The sequence below is a fragment of the Pseudomonas sp. TWR2-1-1 genome, from assembly GCF_049897045.1.
GTDB lineage: Bacteria > Pseudomonadota > Gammaproteobacteria > Pseudomonadales > Pseudomonadaceae > Aquipseudomonas > Aquipseudomonas versuta.
This window is the reverse complement of sequence record NZ_JAFCVM010000003.1, coordinates 301240-317291: the sequence shown is the minus strand read 5'-3', so window position 1 is coordinate 317291 and position 16052 is coordinate 301240. Positions and strand designations below refer to the sequence as shown.

The 16052-nt window shown below is 59.5% G+C and carries 13 protein-coding genes and 1 pseudogene; 6 read left to right on the top strand and 8 right to left on the bottom strand.

Translation table 11 applies throughout. The features are described 5' to 3' along the window. Positions 1 to 3: 3 nt before the first annotated feature. From ACP7BO_RS09610 to ACP7BO_RS09590, 5 genes are all read right to left on the bottom strand, one after another. Positions 4 to 1353, bottom strand: a complete 1350-nt coding sequence (locus ACP7BO_RS09610; RefSeq protein ID WP_125863049.1) for a TolC family outer membrane protein — start codon at positions 1351 to 1353, stop codon at positions 4 to 6. Positions 1354 to 1366: 13 nt separating this feature from the next. After that, a complete protein-coding gene (locus ACP7BO_RS09605; RefSeq protein ID WP_426209902.1) occupies positions 1367 to 2689 on the bottom strand; it encodes an HlyD family type I secretion periplasmic adaptor subunit in 1323 nt (440 codons plus the stop codon). Beyond that, positions 2686 to 4410 carry a type I secretion system permease/ATPase gene (locus tag ACP7BO_RS09600; protein WP_426209900.1) on the bottom strand — a complete coding sequence of 575 codons (1725 nt, stop codon included), beginning with the start codon at positions 4408 to 4410 and terminating at the stop codon, positions 2686 to 2688. The genes ACP7BO_RS09605 and ACP7BO_RS09600 overlap by 4 nt, the downstream gene beginning before the upstream one ends. A 120-nt stretch (positions 4411 to 4530) precedes the next feature. After that, positions 4531 to 4923, bottom strand: coding sequence for an AprI/Inh family metalloprotease inhibitor (locus ACP7BO_RS09595; protein WP_397456885.1), 393 nt, complete (start codon positions 4921 to 4923; stop codon positions 4531 to 4533). A 57-nt stretch (positions 4924 to 4980) separates the two neighbouring features. Beyond that, positions 4981 to 6423, bottom strand: a complete 1443-nt coding sequence (locus ACP7BO_RS09590; RefSeq protein WP_397456887.1) for a serralysin family metalloprotease — start codon at positions 6421 to 6423, stop codon at positions 4981 to 4983. 648 nt (positions 6424 to 7071) lie between these two features. Between ACP7BO_RS09590 and ACP7BO_RS09585 the strand changes: the two genes are divergently transcribed. The 5 genes from ACP7BO_RS09585 (at position 7072) to ACP7BO_RS09565 (ending at position 12265) form a co-directional block, all read left to right on the top strand. Then, complete coding sequence (locus tag ACP7BO_RS09585; protein WP_397456888.1) at positions 7072 to 8097, top strand: LacI family DNA-binding transcriptional regulator; 1026 nt, start codon at positions 7072 to 7074, stop codon at positions 8095 to 8097. Positions 8098 to 8181: 84 nt separating this feature from the next. After that, the gene (locus tag ACP7BO_RS09580; RefSeq protein ID WP_073510222.1) at positions 8182 to 8964 is read left to right on the top strand and encodes a sugar phosphate isomerase/epimerase family protein; all 783 of its coding nucleotides are present in this window, start codon (positions 8182 to 8184) and stop codon (positions 8962 to 8964) included. Then, on the top strand, positions 8957 to 9910 hold the full coding sequence (locus ACP7BO_RS09575) for a sugar kinase (protein WP_060692724.1): 954 nt from the start codon (positions 8957 to 8959) through the stop codon (positions 9908 to 9910). The genes ACP7BO_RS09580 and ACP7BO_RS09575 overlap by 8 nt, the downstream gene beginning before the upstream one ends. Positions 9911 to 9974: 64 nt before the next feature. Continuing rightward, positions 9975 to 11270, top strand: a complete 1296-nt coding sequence (locus tag ACP7BO_RS09570; RefSeq protein ID WP_397456889.1) for an MFS transporter — start codon at positions 9975 to 9977, stop codon at positions 11268 to 11270. A gap of 20 nt (positions 11271 to 11290) precedes the next feature. Continuing rightward, a complete protein-coding gene (locus tag ACP7BO_RS09565; protein ID WP_426209896.1) occupies positions 11291 to 12265 on the top strand; it encodes a 2-hydroxyacid dehydrogenase in 975 nt (324 codons plus the stop codon). Here ACP7BO_RS09565 and ACP7BO_RS09560 read toward each other — a convergent pair. The 3 genes and pseudogenes from ACP7BO_RS09560 to ACP7BO_RS09550 all read right to left on the bottom strand — a co-directional run. Further along, positions 12266 to 12541, bottom strand: a pseudogene (locus tag ACP7BO_RS09560) (spermidine/putrescine ABC transporter substrate-binding protein PotF); the annotation flags it as partial. A gap of 95 nt (positions 12542 to 12636) precedes the next feature. Then, entirely contained in the window at positions 12637 to 14043 is a 1407-nt protein-coding gene (locus ACP7BO_RS09555; RefSeq protein ID WP_426209894.1) for an NAD(P)/FAD-dependent oxidoreductase, read from the bottom strand. A gap of 49 nt (positions 14044 to 14092) precedes the next feature. Beyond that, complete coding sequence (locus ACP7BO_RS09550; protein ID WP_426209892.1) at positions 14093 to 14911, bottom strand: helix-turn-helix domain-containing protein; 819 nt, start codon at positions 14909 to 14911, stop codon at positions 14093 to 14095. 259 nt (positions 14912 to 15170) lie between these two features. On the opposite strand from ACP7BO_RS09550, the gene ACP7BO_RS09545 reads away from it, so the two are divergent. Then, positions 15171 to 15449, top strand: a complete 279-nt coding sequence (locus ACP7BO_RS09545; protein ID WP_060692732.1) for a DUF1652 domain-containing protein — start codon at positions 15171 to 15173, stop codon at positions 15447 to 15449. Positions 15450 to 16052: the final 603 nt, after the last annotated feature.

Sequence of the window (16052 nt, the reverse complement as noted above, 5' to 3'; positions counted from 1 at the left end):
TCGTTAATGAAACGGGCGCACAAAGGCCTCATCGACCCGTGCCAGATCCTGCTCACCCAGGGTGCCGGCGTAAAAGTGCAACCGGGTCCACGCCAACAAATAGTCGTAGCGGGTTCGCGCCAGATCGCGGCGCGTGGTGTAAAGCTGTTGCTCGGCGTTCAAGGCATCGAGATTGACCCGTTCGCCCCCCAAAATGCTTTGCCGGGTCGAGACCACCAGCGCTTGCGCCGAGATCAGGGCTTTTTGATAGGCACGCAACTTGTTCACCCCCGACAGACAGGCGTTGAACTGGCGCCTCAGCTCGATCAGGGTTTCCCGGGTTTTACCTTCGAGTTCGTATTCGACCCGGGCCAGATTGCTCCCCGCCTGACGCACCGAAGCCGACACCCCGCCCCCGGCGTACAGCGCCAGGCTGACTTCAATGCCGATGGTGTTGGTGTCATAGCGCTGGTTGTAGGTGTTGCCGCTGTCGGACTCCATCTTGCGCACGCTGGCATAGGCATTGAGCTTGGGCAGATGGCCAGCGCGGTTGCGCTCGACCTCATAGCGCGCCACCTCCAGTGCCTCGCGTTGCGACGCCAGTTCCGGGTTATTGGCCAGGGCCATGGCATGCCAGGTGGAAAAGTTGGCCGGTTCCAGCGGTAACGAGTTGAAGTCCGCAGCCAACGGTTGCAACTGCTCAATGCTCACCGACGCATTTCCCGTCAACGCCCCCAGCTCGCGCAAGGCGGCATCTTGCTCATCGATGGCCTGGATCTCTTCGGCGGTAGCCAATTCGTAGCGCGACTCGGCTTCCAGGATGTCGGTGCGAGTGCCCTCGCCCTGACGAAACAGATGCTCGTTCTGCCGGAACTGCTGTTCGTAGGCTTTTTTCTTGGCCCGGGCGATATCGATCTGATCCTGAGCGAACAGAGCCTGGGTGTAGTGAGTCAACACACGCACCAGCAACTCCTGACTCTTGCTGCGAAAAGTCTCATCGGCAAACAGTGCCTGAGCCACGCCTTTGCGGTAATTGGCATACGCCTCGTAGTCGATCAGCGGCTGCTGCACCATAAAGGTCGAGCCATAGCTGTTGTAATTACGGTCTTCATGACTGTTGCCACGGTCGTTCAAATAGGTGGCCTGGGAGTTGTTACGCCCCTTGTTGTAGCTATACGACAACTTGGGTAGCAGGCCGGCGCGGCCAATGATGCGGCTTTCCAGCCCCGCGTCGCGCTCCTTCATGGCCCCGAGAAAGGTCGGATCATTGCGCAGTGCCTCTTCGTACACCTGAAACGGCCCCATCGCCTGTGCACTGGCACACAGGCCTAACCACAGCGCAGCCACCAGGCCCGATTTAAAAACGGTTTTCATAGGTCGCAGCATCCTAGCGCTCAGTCAACGCAGAACCTGCGCGATCCAACAGCGGTTTAAACAGGTAGTTGAGCAGCGAGCGTTCGCCGGTACGCACAAACATCTCGGCCGGCATCCCGGGCTTGATCACCAGCCCGTTGAGTTTTTCCAGCGCCTGCTCACTGACCGTACTGCGCAGCACGTAGTACGGCATGCCGGTTTTCTCATCGAGCATCTGGTCGGCTGACACCAGACTCACTTCGCCCGATACCCGCGGCGTACTGCTCTGATTGAAGGCCGTAAACAAAATGTCCACCGTCAGCGCGCTGCCCACCCGGTCCACCAGATTGACCGGCAGCCGCCCTTCCACCTCGAGCCTGGCGTCCTGGGGCACAAGCTCCAGCAGGGTTTCCCCTGCGCGCACCACCGCGCCCTCGGTGTGCACCCCCAGGTTGACTGCGATGCCCTCTGCCGGTGCACTGATGTCAGTGTGTTGCAGATCAAAACTGGCCGACGCCAGTTGCTGTTCCAGGGTCAGGCTTTTGAGCCGGGCATCGGCCAACTGGCTGCGAACCTCTTTCTGATATTCATCAATGTGCTGTGCCAGCTTGAGACGCGACTCCAGAATGCCCTGCTCGATGCGCCCGCTTTCACCCGTGTTCTGCGCCAGATCCTGCTGAATCTGCGACAGCTGGCGTTCGTATTCCATCAAGCGGTTGCGCGGGATGTAGCCGTTTTCAGCCAGCGGTCGCAGATTGCTTAACTGCTGACGCAAAGAGTCGGCCTGGGCCAATTGATCTCCCCGTGCCCGGCGCATGCCCGACAGCTGCTGTGTAGCGCCTTCAATGCTGGCCTTGAGCCCGGCCTGCTCCCGGGCAAACGCCTCACGGCGGCTGCTGAACAACTGTTGTTGCCCCTCAAGCACCAAGGCCAGCCGCGGGTCGGGGTCGCTACTCAACTCGGGGGCGAAGCTCACCCGCTGCAAGTTGTCACGCTCGCTTTGCCAGCGGGCCATGCTGGCCAGGGCCATGCGGTATTGCGCACGCAGCGACTGCACATCAGCCTCCACCTGGGTGGGGTCCAGCCGGAACAACACCTGCCCCTGCTGCACCGCTTGCCCTTCACGGACCAGGATCTGGTTGACCACCCCTGCCCCCAATGACTGCACGGCTTTGCGCTTGCCCGACACCACCACCGTGCCTTGCACGGGTATGCCCTCATCCAGCGGCGCGAGGCTGGCCCACAAAAAGAAGCTGCCCGCACCGACGATGGTCAGTACCCAGCCCACACGTACGTAAAAGCCTGCACCCCGTGCTGGCTGACGGTTATCACTCATGATCGGAGCGTCCTTGCTCATGCGCCTGCACTCTGGCGGTTAATGCTGGTGGGTTTCTGGGCGCCGGACAGTGCCTTGAGCACCTCGGCAGTCGGCCCGAACGCCTGGGTCCGGCCCTCATTGAGGACCAGCAATTTGTCGGTCTGGGCCAGTGATGATGAACGATGGGTAACCAGCACCACCGTGCAGCCGTGCGCCTTGAGTTGGGCAATGGCACTGCTCAGTGCGGCATCGCCGACCGTATCGAGATTGGAGTTGGGCTCGTCCAGCACCACCAGGCAGGGGCTGCCATACAAGGCCCGGGCCAGCGCCACGCGCTGTTTCTGGCCGCCGGACAAACCACTGCCTTCATCCCCCAGTACCGTGTCGTAACCTTGAGGCAGACGCAGAATCATCTCGTGAACCCCGGCCTGACGTGCCGCTTCAACCACTTGCTGCGGATCGGCCTCGCGGAAACGGGCGATGTTCTCGGCAATGCTGCCGCTGAACAGCTCGATGTCCTGGGGCAAGTAGCCGAGATGGGGCCCGAGCTGGTCGCGATTCCACTGGTGGATATCGGCACCGTCCAGTCGTACGGTGCCGGCCAATGTCGGCCATACCCCCACCAGCACACGGGCCAGCGTCGACTTGCCGGAGCCCGAAGCGCCCAGCACGCCCAGTACCTCGCCGGGGTTGAGGCTGAAACTGACCTGGTGCAAGGTCGCCAGCCGCTTGCCCGGCGGCGCGGCACTGACCTGCTCGAAGCTCACCAGCCCCTTGGGCGCAGGCAATGCCATGCTGTCTTGCACTGCCGGATGTTCGCCAAGCAAGCTGTCCAGGCGCTGGTAGGCCAGCCTGGCTGAACTCCATTGCTTCCACACACCGATCAACTGATCGATAGGGCTCAAGACCCGCCCCATCAAGATGGAACCGGCGATCATCATGCCAGCGCTCATCTGCCCCTGAATCACCAGCAAGGCGCCAAGGCCAAGCACCAGCGATTGCAGGCATAAACGCAAGGTTTTGCTGACCGAGCCGATCACGGCGCCGGTGTCGCTGGCCTTGTTCTGCTCGGCCAAAAACCGCGAATGCAGGTTGAACCAGCGCTTGCGCAGCACACTGAGCATGCCCATGGCCTGAATGGTCTCGGCGTTGTGCAGGTGGCTGCTGGCCAATTGGCTGGACTGTTGCGAGTAGACACTGGCTTGAGCCAGGGATTGGCGGGTCATGAGTTCGTTGACGCAGGCCAGGCCGATCAACAGCACGGCACCGGCCGTGGCCAGCACACCAAGCCAGATGTTGAACGCATAGATCACACACAGATAAATCGGAAACCACGGCGCATCGAAGAACGCGAACAGCGCGGGGCCGGTGACAAATTGACGGATCAGGGTCAGATCCCCTAACGCCTGTCCGGCATGGGCCTGACCGCTGAACAGGTTGCGCTCGAATGCCGCCCGGTACACCTGCTGGTTGAAACGGCGTTCCAGTTGGCTGCCAATGCGGATAACAATAAAACTGCGGACCGTTTCAAGCATCCCGATAAAGATGAAAAAACCGACAACCATTAATGACAACATGGCCAGCGTCGTGGTGTTTTGCGACGACAAAACCCGGTCATACACTTGCAGCATGTAAATGGATGGCACCAGCATCAATATATTGATCAAGGCGGTGAAACAGCCGACGCTGATCAAAATACTTTTATAATCACCCAGCGCATTTATTAACGGCGCGACAGGCGTGTTTTTCAGCCGCTTCATGCATCTTCCTTGATGAATAAATCAGGGTTACGCAAACACGCAAGCTGATACGCAGATTAATCAGGCAACTGATATGTCCGCGTAGCACTTTACGGTTTCAAGTAAACTTTTATTTCATGACTATTTATGCAGCCGTTCCATCACCAGGACTTTGTCACCCCCCAGTCGCGCTTCATAAAGACCGGGCTCAATACGGTTCATATGCACAAGGTCCGTGCCGTCCTTGCCCATCAGAAACATCCCGTCCGGAGTCGGCGACCAGCTCACGGGCGCCTCCCCGAGCCAGGCCTCAAGGCATTTCACTTCAGGGCTGAAGGTTTTGTCGGCAACCAGCTCAACCCGGCAGCTGCGGGTGGTGTCTTCCTGAGGGTAAAACGTCCAGCCACCTGCCAGTTGCGCGGGGCTCAGTAACAATAAGGAATTGGCCATGGCGTTCTCTATGGTGAAGGTCAGCAATGCGGCAACACAGCCCATCGCACTGAAAAATCCGAATGCTCTACGCGTTTTGTTCATAGCGCTGCGACTCCAGGCAAAAGGCAGCGCTTGCGCGCTGCCCGTCCAGCAGCAGACTTAAGCGACGATGTCGTAAGTTGCCATTTGGCCCACGGTGTTCACCAGGAAATCGGCCACAGCGTGACCGCTGAAGTCGACGGCAAAGTGCCCCATATTGCTGGCCTGGTCGTAGCTGACGATCGCCTCCCCGGCATGGCCGGTGAAGGCATCGACAAAGTTCAGGCCGGCAAGACTGCTGATGGCCGAAACGTCTATTTTGTCGATGCCGGACTGGAAGTCCATGATGGTATCGGCTGCCTGCGGCGCGGAATCTGACACCGCACCGAACACAAACACATCGGCTCCTGTCCCGCCCCACAACGTATCAGCACCACCGGCGCCGTAGATGATGTCATTACCAGCACCGCCCTTGAGCACGTTATCGGCGCTGTTGCCGATCAACAGGTCGTTGCCCGCGCCGCCGATCGCGTTTTCGATGGTTACGCCCTGGGCAATCGAAACGTTACCGGTCATGCCTCCTACATCGGAAAACGACCCGGCTGTCAGGTTGATCTTCTGGTTCTGGTTGAAGCCCGAGAAGTCCAGGGTGTCATTGCCGCCGCCGTCCCACACCGAGAAAATCACCTTGGAACTGGCCGAGGTGGCGCTGTAGAAATCACGGTCTGCCGTGGAGTTGAAACCGTAAACGGTATCCTCGGCACGGGTTTGCATATTGGCGCCGTAAAGCTTCTGGATGGCCGCAATATCATCGAGTTGCGGAGCTGATGCGTAAGCACCTTCACCGCTGTTGGTGAAGTGTTGACCGGTGTTGCTTTCACTCCAGTAGCTCATCACGCTGTAGGCACGGGTGTCTTCGCCATAGACCGCATCGCGATAGGTGGGGTTGCCATTACCCGCGTTGTAGTCACCCGGGTGCGACAGGCCCAGGGTGTGCCCGATTTCATGGGTCAGGGTCTGACGGCCGTAGTTGCCCTCGCCCGGGGTCTTGTTGACCGCATAGTCCTTGTTGATCAGATACCACGACTCACCTTTGCGGGCGCTGTTTGGCAGGTAGGCAAAGGCCGCGCCGCCATTGCTGGCACTGAAATTGGCAAAGGTCATATGACCGTCATCGCCACGGGCCGCCGGCCCTTCTGTGAAGGTCACTTTGGCCACGTCGGCCCAGGACTCCAGGGACAACTTGGCCTGCTCCTTTTGCAGCGACGAGAACTGGCTGAAGGTGCCCAGACCACGGGTGGCATAGCCCACGGGCGCCGCTGTGAGGAAGGTGTAGGTGAGGTTGATCACACCGTCGCCGTTAAGGTCATGCCAGCTGGCACCCGAACGCGTCAGTTGATCCGCCACCTGATCGGTGGTCAACGAAGGCTTGCCATTGACCAGATGATCGCCGCGATCATAAAAGTGACTGAAATTATCAATCTGGGTAAAAGCGGAACTGCTGCTGGTTGCAGCCAGGTTCTGGCCGACAGACAGCACTGCTTTCTCTTTAAGTTTCGACATGTAAACACTTCCTTGTTTAACAGTAGAAAATTTTGACAGACCACGACGACCCCATGGCGAGATCGTCCTGTCACTCGCCGTTTATGGCCGGCCGAAACTGCCACAAAGCTAAATATTTAGTCCAGCATTATTTTGGCGTCAAACTCTTAAATCCGCATAAACAACAGCAAACATTGAAGGCGCCGGTCACTCTTTTTTTCAACCGTTAACCATTAAAGTCATCATATTAAACTCAGCAATAACAACACCGATTTTACGGATAATGGCCTTTTGCAATATGACTGAGCGGTCACACCTTTTTTGTTTAAATAAACGTGTCGCCCACTCGTCTTTATATATCGTTTTTAATTAACTAAAATTAGGCCGCCCTCTGTAGGAGCGAGCTTGCTCGCGAGCTCTTCATTGCTGCGTTGAAAAGCTCGCGAGCAAGCTCGCTCCTACAGCAGGCACCCCACACTCACCTGCGCGATCCTCCAGGTACCGTGCGTCGCCGTATCGCGAGGCAAGCTCGCTCCTACCCCCCTCCCCCGGAGCACTGAAATTACAAACGGCACTTGACTCGAACCGGTGATTTGAGTTTTCCTGAAACCGGTTTCAGCGCCCTAACGCGAAATCGCCTGCGATAACTCAAATAAAAGGTTTCAGGCCGTGAACAGCTTTTCTGCCGCCCAGCGCACCCGCGTGACCATGCTTGATGTTGCCCGACTTGCCGGTGTATCCAAGGCCAGCGTGTCGCGCTTTATCGGCGAAGACCGCGCCCTGCTATCCGATGCCATCAGCCAGCGCATCGAGCAGGCAATCAACGAGCTGGGCTATCGGCCCAATCAAATGGCCCGCGGCCTCAAGCGCGGCCGTACCCGGCTGATCGGCATGCTGGTGGCTGATATCCGCAACCCCTACTCGATTGCAGTGATGCACGGCGTAGAAACCGCCTGCCGGCAGCACGGTTACAACCTGGTGGTGTGCAACACCGACCGCAACAATGAACAAGAGCGCCAGCACCTCGCCGCTCTGCGCTCCTACAATATCGAAGGCCTGATTCTTAACACCCTGGGCCACGATCCTGATGCCCTGCAAGAGCTGCATCAGGAAATGCCCATCGTTCTGATCGACCGCAAGGTCGAGCAACTGCACACCGATCTGGTCGGCCTTGATAACCCGCATGCCGTACGCATGGCCCTAGAACACCTTGAACAGCAGGGTTACCGCGATCTATTGCTGGTCAGCGAGCCTGTCGATGGCACCAGTTCACGGGTCGAGCGCATTCACAGTTTTACCTCGCAGCTGAGCACACACCCGGCCCTGCACGGCACAGTGGTGCAAACCGGCACGCAACTGCGCGCCGACATCCAGTCCTTCCTGCAGACACCCGGTAACGGCCCCAAGGCACTGTTCTGCGCCAACGGCGTTGCTGCGCTGGCCTGTACCCACGTCTTGCGCGAGCTCAATTGCCATTTGTTTGAGGATGTCGGCCTGATAGCCCTGGATGATCTGGAATGGTTCCCCCTGGTCGGCAGCGGCATCACTGCCCTCGCCCAGCCCACCCAACAGATTGGCGCCAGTGCCTTTGACTGCCTGCTCAAACGCCTGAAGGGCGACAAGGCTCCCGCCCGGCACCTGGATTTCGCCGCCCGGTTAATCGTGCGCGGTTCCACTCAACGGCCTGCTACCTGACGTTCTTTGGCCGCTGGTTGTTTGATCCGATCTGCGGCACTTTCCCCAACAATAAAATGAAACCGGTTTCAGAGATTAATCACCATGACCACATTCCCCGTATCCATCAGCCTGTCGAGCTACGGCGCCGACCTGGTTCGCCAACGCGGACAACACAGCTTCATCGAGTTACTGGCCAACGCCGGAGCAACACGCATCGAACTGCGCGAGGAGCTGTTGACCGGTGAAGACCCGGCCGCCTTCAGCCAGGCCGTGCAACAGCATGGTCTGGAATGCGTGTTCTCTTCCCCGATGGAGCTGTGGGAAGCCGGGCAGTCGCGACCCAATCCACAATTGATCGCCACCCTGCAACGGGCCCATGCATTCGGTGCGAAATGGCTGAAGGTTTCACTGGGTTATTTCACCGAACACTGCGATCTGCCAAACCTGGCCGCCTGCCTCAACCAGCAGCCCGTGCAGTTACTGGTAGAAAACGACCAGACCTCCCAGGGCGGGCGCATCGAGCCGATGCAGCGTTTCTTCGACAAGGTCGAGCAACAGCAGGCACCGATCAGCATGACCTTCGACATTGGTAACTGGCAGTGGCAGGACCAGTCAGCGGGCACTGCTGCGCGCCTGCTGGGCCGGTACGTCACCTACCTGCATTGCAAAGGCGTGGCCCGGCGCCCGGATGGCAAGTTGATTGCCATACCGCCAACCGACACTGACCTGCAAATGTGGCAGCAACTGATGACTCACATGCCCCACGGGCTGACCCGGGCCATCGAATATCCACTGCAGGGCAGCGACCTCGGCTGGCTGACCAACGAACATGTGGCGGTGCTGGCCAAACTGAATCAACAGCAACAGGAGCTGAGCCATGTCTAAGGTTGATGTGCTGTCATTTGGCGAAACCATGGCCATGTGGGTGGCCGAACACACCGGCGATCTGGCTCAGGTCGAACTGTTTCACAAACGCATTGCCGGGGCCGACAGCAACGTGGCCATCGGTCTGGCACGCCTGGGTTTCAATGTGAAGTGGCTAAGCCGTGTAGGTGACGATTCCCTCGGACGTTTCGTACGCAATACCTTGCAAGCCGAAGGCCTGGACTGCCAGCACGTGGCCATCGACCCGCAGCATCCGACCGGTTTTCAACTCAAGTCACGGGTAGATGACGGCAGTGATCCGCAGGTGGAGTATTTCCGTCGTGGTTCAGCCGCCAGTCATCTGGGCCTCGATGCCATCACCGCACCATTGCTCAGCGCCCGCCATTTGCACGCCACCGGCATCCCGCCTGCCCTTTCGGCCAGCTGCAATGAATTGTCTTTCGAGCTGATGAAGTCCATGCGCACAGCCGGCAACAGCGTGTCGTTCGATCCCAACCTGCGGCCATCGCTGTGGGCCAGCGAACAGCAAATGATCCGTGACATCAACGCCCTCGCCTCCCACGCCGACTGGGTACTGCCGGGGCTGAGCGAGGGCCGGCTGCTGACCGGCTACAACGATCCGGGCGACATCGCGGCGTTCTATCTCGATCAAGGGGCTGAAGCTGTCGTCATCAAGCTTGGGGCCAAAGGCGCCTACTTGCGCACCGCCGAGCTTGAACAATTTGTACCCGCCGTAGCGGTCACCCAGGTGATCGACACCGTCGGCGCCGGTGATGGCTTTGCCGTGGGAGTCATCAGTGCCCTGCTGGAAAACCTCGGCTTTATCGAAGCCGTGCAGCGTGGCAACTGGATTGGCAGCCGTGCCGTGCAAAGCCGTGGCGACATGGAAGGCCTGCCGACCCGCGCCGAACTGAATCAACACAGCGCGCTGACCGCTAGCGCTTAAACACTGAAACCCTGTTGTACCCGTTACCTGCTGCGACAAAAAAAACAAGCTCAGGAGCACCGCTATGAACACGCTAAAACTTGCCGCCCGCCGTTGGTGGTACATCATGCCGATTGTATTTATCACCTACAGCCTGGCCTATCTGGACCGCGCGAACTACGGGTTCGCCGCGGCCTCCGGCATGGCCGAAGACCTCAACATCACTCCGGGGCTGTCGTCGCTGCTCGGGGCCCTGTTCTTCCTCGGGTATTTCTTCTTCCAGGTACCCGGGGCGATTTACGCGCAGAAAAACAGCGTTAAAAAACTGATATTTGTCAGTCTGATCCTCTGGGGCGGCCTGGCGACGCTGACCGGCGTGGTGTCCAACGCCTACAGCCTGATTGCCATCCGGTTCATGCTCGGGGTGGTAGAAGCCGCCGTGATGCCCGCCATGCTGGTGTACCTGTGCCATTGGTTCACCCGTGCCGAACGCTCGCGAGCCAATACCTTTCTGATTCTCGGCAACCCGGTGACCATGCTCTGGATGTCGGTGGTGTCAGGCTATCTGGTGCAGCATTACAGCTGGCGCTGGATGTTTATCGTCGAAGGCCTGCCAGCCGTTCTCTGGGCATTTATCTGGTGGCGTCTGGCCGATGACCGTCCAAGCGAAGCCAAGTGGCTCAACAGCCAGGAGAAACAGGACCTGCAAAGCGCACTGGATGCCGAACAGGTGGGGATGAAGCCGGTAAAAAATTACGCCGCAGCCTTCCGCTCTCCGAAAGTGATCCTGCTGTCGCTGCAATTCTTCTGCTGGAGCATCGGGGTTTACGGCTTTGTCCTGTGGTTGCCGTCGATTCTCAAGCACGGTGCGAAGATGGACATGATCGAGGCCGGCTGGCTCTCGGCCCTGCCTTATCTGGCCGCCGTGATTGCGATGCTCGCCGTGTCGTGGGGTTCGGACAAACTGCAAAAGCGTAAACGCTTCGTCTGGCCGCCACTGCTGATCGCCTCCATCGCCTTTTACGGCTCCTACACCCTGGGCGCAGAGCATTTCTGGTGGTCCTACACCCTGTTGGTGATTGCCGGCGCCTGCATGTACGCACCCTATGGTCCGTTTTTCGCCATCATCCCGGAAATTCTGCCGTCCAACGTGGCAGGTGGCGCCATGGCGCTGATTAACAGCATGGGGGCGCTGGGCTCATTTGCCGGCTCGTACCTGGTCGGCTACCTGAACAGCGAGACCGGTTCACCGGGCGCCTCATTCCTGCTGATGAGCGGCGCGCTGATGATTTCCGTGCTGCTGACCCTGATGCTCAAACCTACGGTCAATGACACGCCTGCGCCCAAGCAATTGGCTACGCAGCGTATGGCCCACTCTTGAATTCAACGCCGGTGATTACCTTGAAAAAGAATGTCGTGCTGTACAAAGAACTGTCCGCGCCCCTGATGCAACGCCTTGAAGAGCAGGCCAACGTCACGCTGATCAAGCGCCTTGATGCCCAGGGCCTGGATCAACTGCGGGCCGCCCTGCCCCTGGCCCAGGGGTTGTTGGGCGCCAGCCTCAAGCTGGATGCGCAACTGCTGGACCTGGCCCCCGCACTGGAGGCCGTGGCCAGCGTTTCGGTGGGGGTCGATAACTACGACATCAACTACCTGACCGAGCGCAAAGTCCTGCTCACCAATACGCCGGACGTGCTTACCGAAACCACCGCCGACACCGGTTTCGCCCTGATTCTGGCCAGCGCCCGACGCGTGGTGGAGCTGGCTAATCTGGTACGCAACGGGCAATGGAAAAAAAACGTCGGCCCCGAACATTTCGGCACCGATGTGCATGGCAAGACCCTGGGCATCATCGGCATGGGCCGTATCGGCGAAGCCCTGGCCCAGCGCGGCCACTTTGGCTTCGGTATGCCAGTGATTTACCACAGCAACTCGCCAAAACCGGCGGTTGAGGAGCGCTTCAATGCGCAGTACCGCAGCCTCGATGAACTGTTGCAACAAGCCGACTTTATCTGCCTGACCTTGCCCCTGACCGCGCAAACCGAAGGCTTGATTGGCGCCGAACAATTTGCCCTGATGCGCCCCGAGAGCATCTTTATCAATATCTCCCGGGGCAAGGTGGTGGACGAAGCAGCGCTGATTCACGCCTTGCAACAGGGCCAGATTCGCGCGGCCGGGCTGGATGTGTTCGAGCGCGAACCGCTGGAGCTGACCTCGCCACTCCTGCAACTGGATAACGTGGTGGCCACCCCGCACATCGGCTCGGCCACCGTTGAAACCCGCGAAGCCATGGCCCGCTGTGCCGTCGACAACCTGCTGGCGGCACTGGCGGGCGAGCGCCCGGCCAATCTGGTCAACCCGCAGGCGCTGCGCTGATCAGTCACCGGCCTTGATTTTGGTCCATAGCCGCGTACGGATACGGTCGATATTCAGCGGCATGGCCTGAAGGGCAAACAGCTTGTCCATCATCGCCGCCGTTGGATAGACCTTGGTGTCAGCCTTGATCTCAGGGCTGACCAGGGCATCGGCCTGCTCATTGCCATTGGCGTAATGCACGTAGTTGCTGATGCCGGCCATCACGTCCGGGCGCAGCAAGTAGTTCATAAAGCTGTAAGCGGCCTTTTCGTCCGGCGCATCCACGGGCATGGCCACCGGGAAGGACTCTTGCAACGGTACCCGGGCGGTGTTTTTGAATTGAGTGATACGCATCGGATGCTTCCTGATCAAAGCCCTGTTGAAGGGTTGAGTTACTGCATGAAACCTTCCATAAACCCGGCCACCCGCGTGGCAAGCTTGCGCCGCCAGGGCGGGCTGTGGGGATTGGCCAGGGTTTTGTCTTCATGGACGAAGCTGCGGATAATCGCGTTGTAACCCAGCCAGCGGCAGGGTTCCGGTTCCCAGGCCCGGAGTGCGCCCAGCCCGCCTTCGGTCAACACCCAGGGCTGTTTAACCTCAAGGGTGTCGCGCTGCAAAATCAGGTCAGCCAGGGTGCGTCCCCCCAGATGGCTGGCGCCTACCCCTTCGCCGCCATATCCGCCGGACAGTGCAATCCCTTGCCGGCGGTCACAGAGCATGTGCGGGTGAAACCGCCGCGACATCCCCAGATTGCCGCCCCAGGCATGGCTGATACGTACGTTTTCAAGCTGCGGGAACAGTTCACCAAACAGGTAACGGCGCAGTTCTATTTCGCTCTCGCTGAGGTCGAAGTTCTCTCGCAGGCGCCCGCCGAACTGATAGCCCCCGCGCGCGCCGAACACCAGCCGGTCATCGACTGTGCGCTGGCCATAAGTGACCTGGCGGCTGCTCTCGCTGAAAGCCTGCCCCCGGGAGAGCCCGATCTCGTCCCACACCGATTGCGACAAAGGCTCAGTGGCGACCAGCAGGCTCTGCACCGGCAATTGATAGCGCCCCAGGGCTGGCAGGGTATTGGCGTAGCCTTCGACCGCAGGCACCACCCAACGGCTGCGCACCCGGGCCCTGGCGGTGGACACCTGGCCCGGCTGCCATTGCGTGACCGGGCTTTGTTCGAAGATCCGCACGCCCATGCGCTCAACGGCGCGGGCCAGGCCGCGTACCAGTCTGGCCGGGTGAATGGTCGCAACATGCGGCGTAAAAATGCCGCCATAAGGCCTGGCAACACGGATCTGTTGCGCCAGTTCATCCGGGCTCAGCCAGTGATAGTCGGATTCGTTCAAACCTTCGGCGTAGAGGCTGGCCAGGTAGCTGCGCAAACTGGCTTCTTGCTCGGGGTAACGGGCCGCGCAATACAAAGCGCCACCTTTGCGGTAATCGCAGTCGATGCCTTCACGATCAATGACGTTCTTCACTTCATCGGGGATGCCATGCAGCAAATCGAAGGACTCTCGACGCTGCCCGGGTGAAAGACCCGCAAGCATCCGGTCCTCACCGAGCAAGTTACCCATCAGCCAGCCACCATTGCGACCGGACGCGCCAAAGCCGGGTGTTTGCGCTTCAACAATGGCAATGCTCAGTTCAGGCGCATGGCGCTTGAGGTAGTACGCAGTCCACAGCCCCGTATAGCCGGCGCCGATGATGGCCACATCGACATCCAGGTCGTGCTCGAGCGTCGGCCGCGGAGCAAGCTCGTCTCCAAGCTGGTCCATCCATAAACTGATTGAGCGCCATGCTGGCATCACCGACTCCACACTGCTTCAAAGAATCGGTCGACACTACCTTCTGGCGTCAGGGAAAGTCTTGCGCGCGTACCCGCAAAGAAATTTGCCTGGCGTAAGCCTTGGGTGACTGGCCAGTGTGCTGGCGAAAACAGCTGTAGAACGCCGAGATCGAATTGAAGCCGGCCGCGAACGCCACTTCATCGACTTTAACCGGCGTAACCGCAGCATCCATGGCGGCCAGCACATGCCGCAGCCGGGCCTGATTCACATATCGATAAAAGCTTTGCCCGAGCACCTGATTGAGCAAGTACGACATCTGGTTGCGCGTATAGCCACAGGCTTTTGCCACTTGTTGCAGGTCGAGGTGGGGGTCGAGATAGGGTTGCTGGCGTTCGAAGTAGCTTTGCAGGTCACGGGCCATAAAACTCAATTGCCGTGCAGAGAGCCCGAGACGGCTCACCGCCGGCCTTAATGAAGGCTGTAGCGCAGGGTTCACGGCTGTTTCGTGGACCAGCGATGCGTACTCATTGACCCGCCAGATCAGGCCGTCGCGCACCGTGATCGCTTCACTGGCACGGAACGACACCAGCCCCTGACTGCCGCGCAGGGTCATGCGGTATTGAATGAACGCGGTATCGCCATCCAGACGAATGCGGTCGCTATGTTCCAGTGCTTCATCCGCCTCTCTTGGCATGGACTGCTGCACGTACTCGCGCAGTTCGGCGAGGGCCATGACCCGATTCTGGAAAAAATCGTGATAACACACATCCGGGTGATAAAGCGCCATCACCCCGTCCAGGTCACGATGCTTCCAGCACAAGTGGTAGCGCATCACAGTCTGGCCGGTAGCGCGGGTCTGTTCGGGGCCGTCAACGGGGTCTGACATGGAACGCTCGAAGGCAAAAAACAAAGAGTGCCGAGTTTGCGCGCCGGCATCAATGGCCAGGCGTGAGGGACCAGCGGTGTGAAAAAACGCTTCAGTGCATGATTTGCATCAAAACACGACTAAACAGTCTATCGGTATGTAACAAATTGCTTAGCAGCATGGGATATGGGTGATAGGTTTAAACACGAAACACTCGCAAAAACACCTGGCCGCAGGATGCCCTCCGGCCGTTCCAGTCCAGAGCAAAAGGAAGTGCTCCATGAACCAGACAAGCAACATACACAAGGTTACCTTCCCCAACGCCTGCCAGCTGATGCGCTGGCATTTTCATCCAATGGGCTTCGAGGCGACCATGGATGCGCCGGGAAGCATGGTCGCGCGCTTGTTTGACCGCGCCAGTGGCGAAACCTTCATCGCCATCGCCGGCATCCCCTGCGCAGCCACCATGACCCCCAGTCAGGTGAGCCACATCATCCAGGCGGTGGAAGACGAACTCGAAAGTTTCGTACCGCCGGTGGCCTGGCGGGCACAAGCCTGATCACCCGAACCCACAAAAAGTCTGACCGGCGCCTGCCCCTGTGGGAGCGGGCTTGCCCGCAATGGCATCGAACCGGTCCACACCCCTGACCACGCCGCCTGAATCGCTGGCAAGCCAGCTCCTACAAAAAGTCTGACCGGCGCCTGCCCCTGCGGGAGCGGGCTTGCCCGCAATGGCATCGAACCGGTCCACATGCCTGACCACACTGCCTGAATCGCTGGCAAGCCAGCTCCCACAAAATGTCTTACCGGCGCCTGCCCCTGTGGGAGCGGGCTTGCCCGCGATGGCATCGCCCAGGTCCACACCCCTGACCACACTGCCTGAATCGCTGGCAAGCCAGCGCCTACAAAGAGTCTGACCGGCGCCTGCCCCTGTGGGAGCGGGCTTGCCCGCGATGGCATCGACCCGGTCCACACCCCTGACCGCGCTGCCTGAATCGCTGGCAAGCCAGCGCCTACAAAAAATCTGACCGGCGCCTGCCCCTGTGGGAGCGGGCTTGCCCGCGATGGCATCGACCCGGTCCACACCCCTGACCGCGCTGCCTGAATCGCTGGCAAGCCAGCGCCTACAAAAAGTCTGACCGGCGCCTGCCCCTGTGGGAGC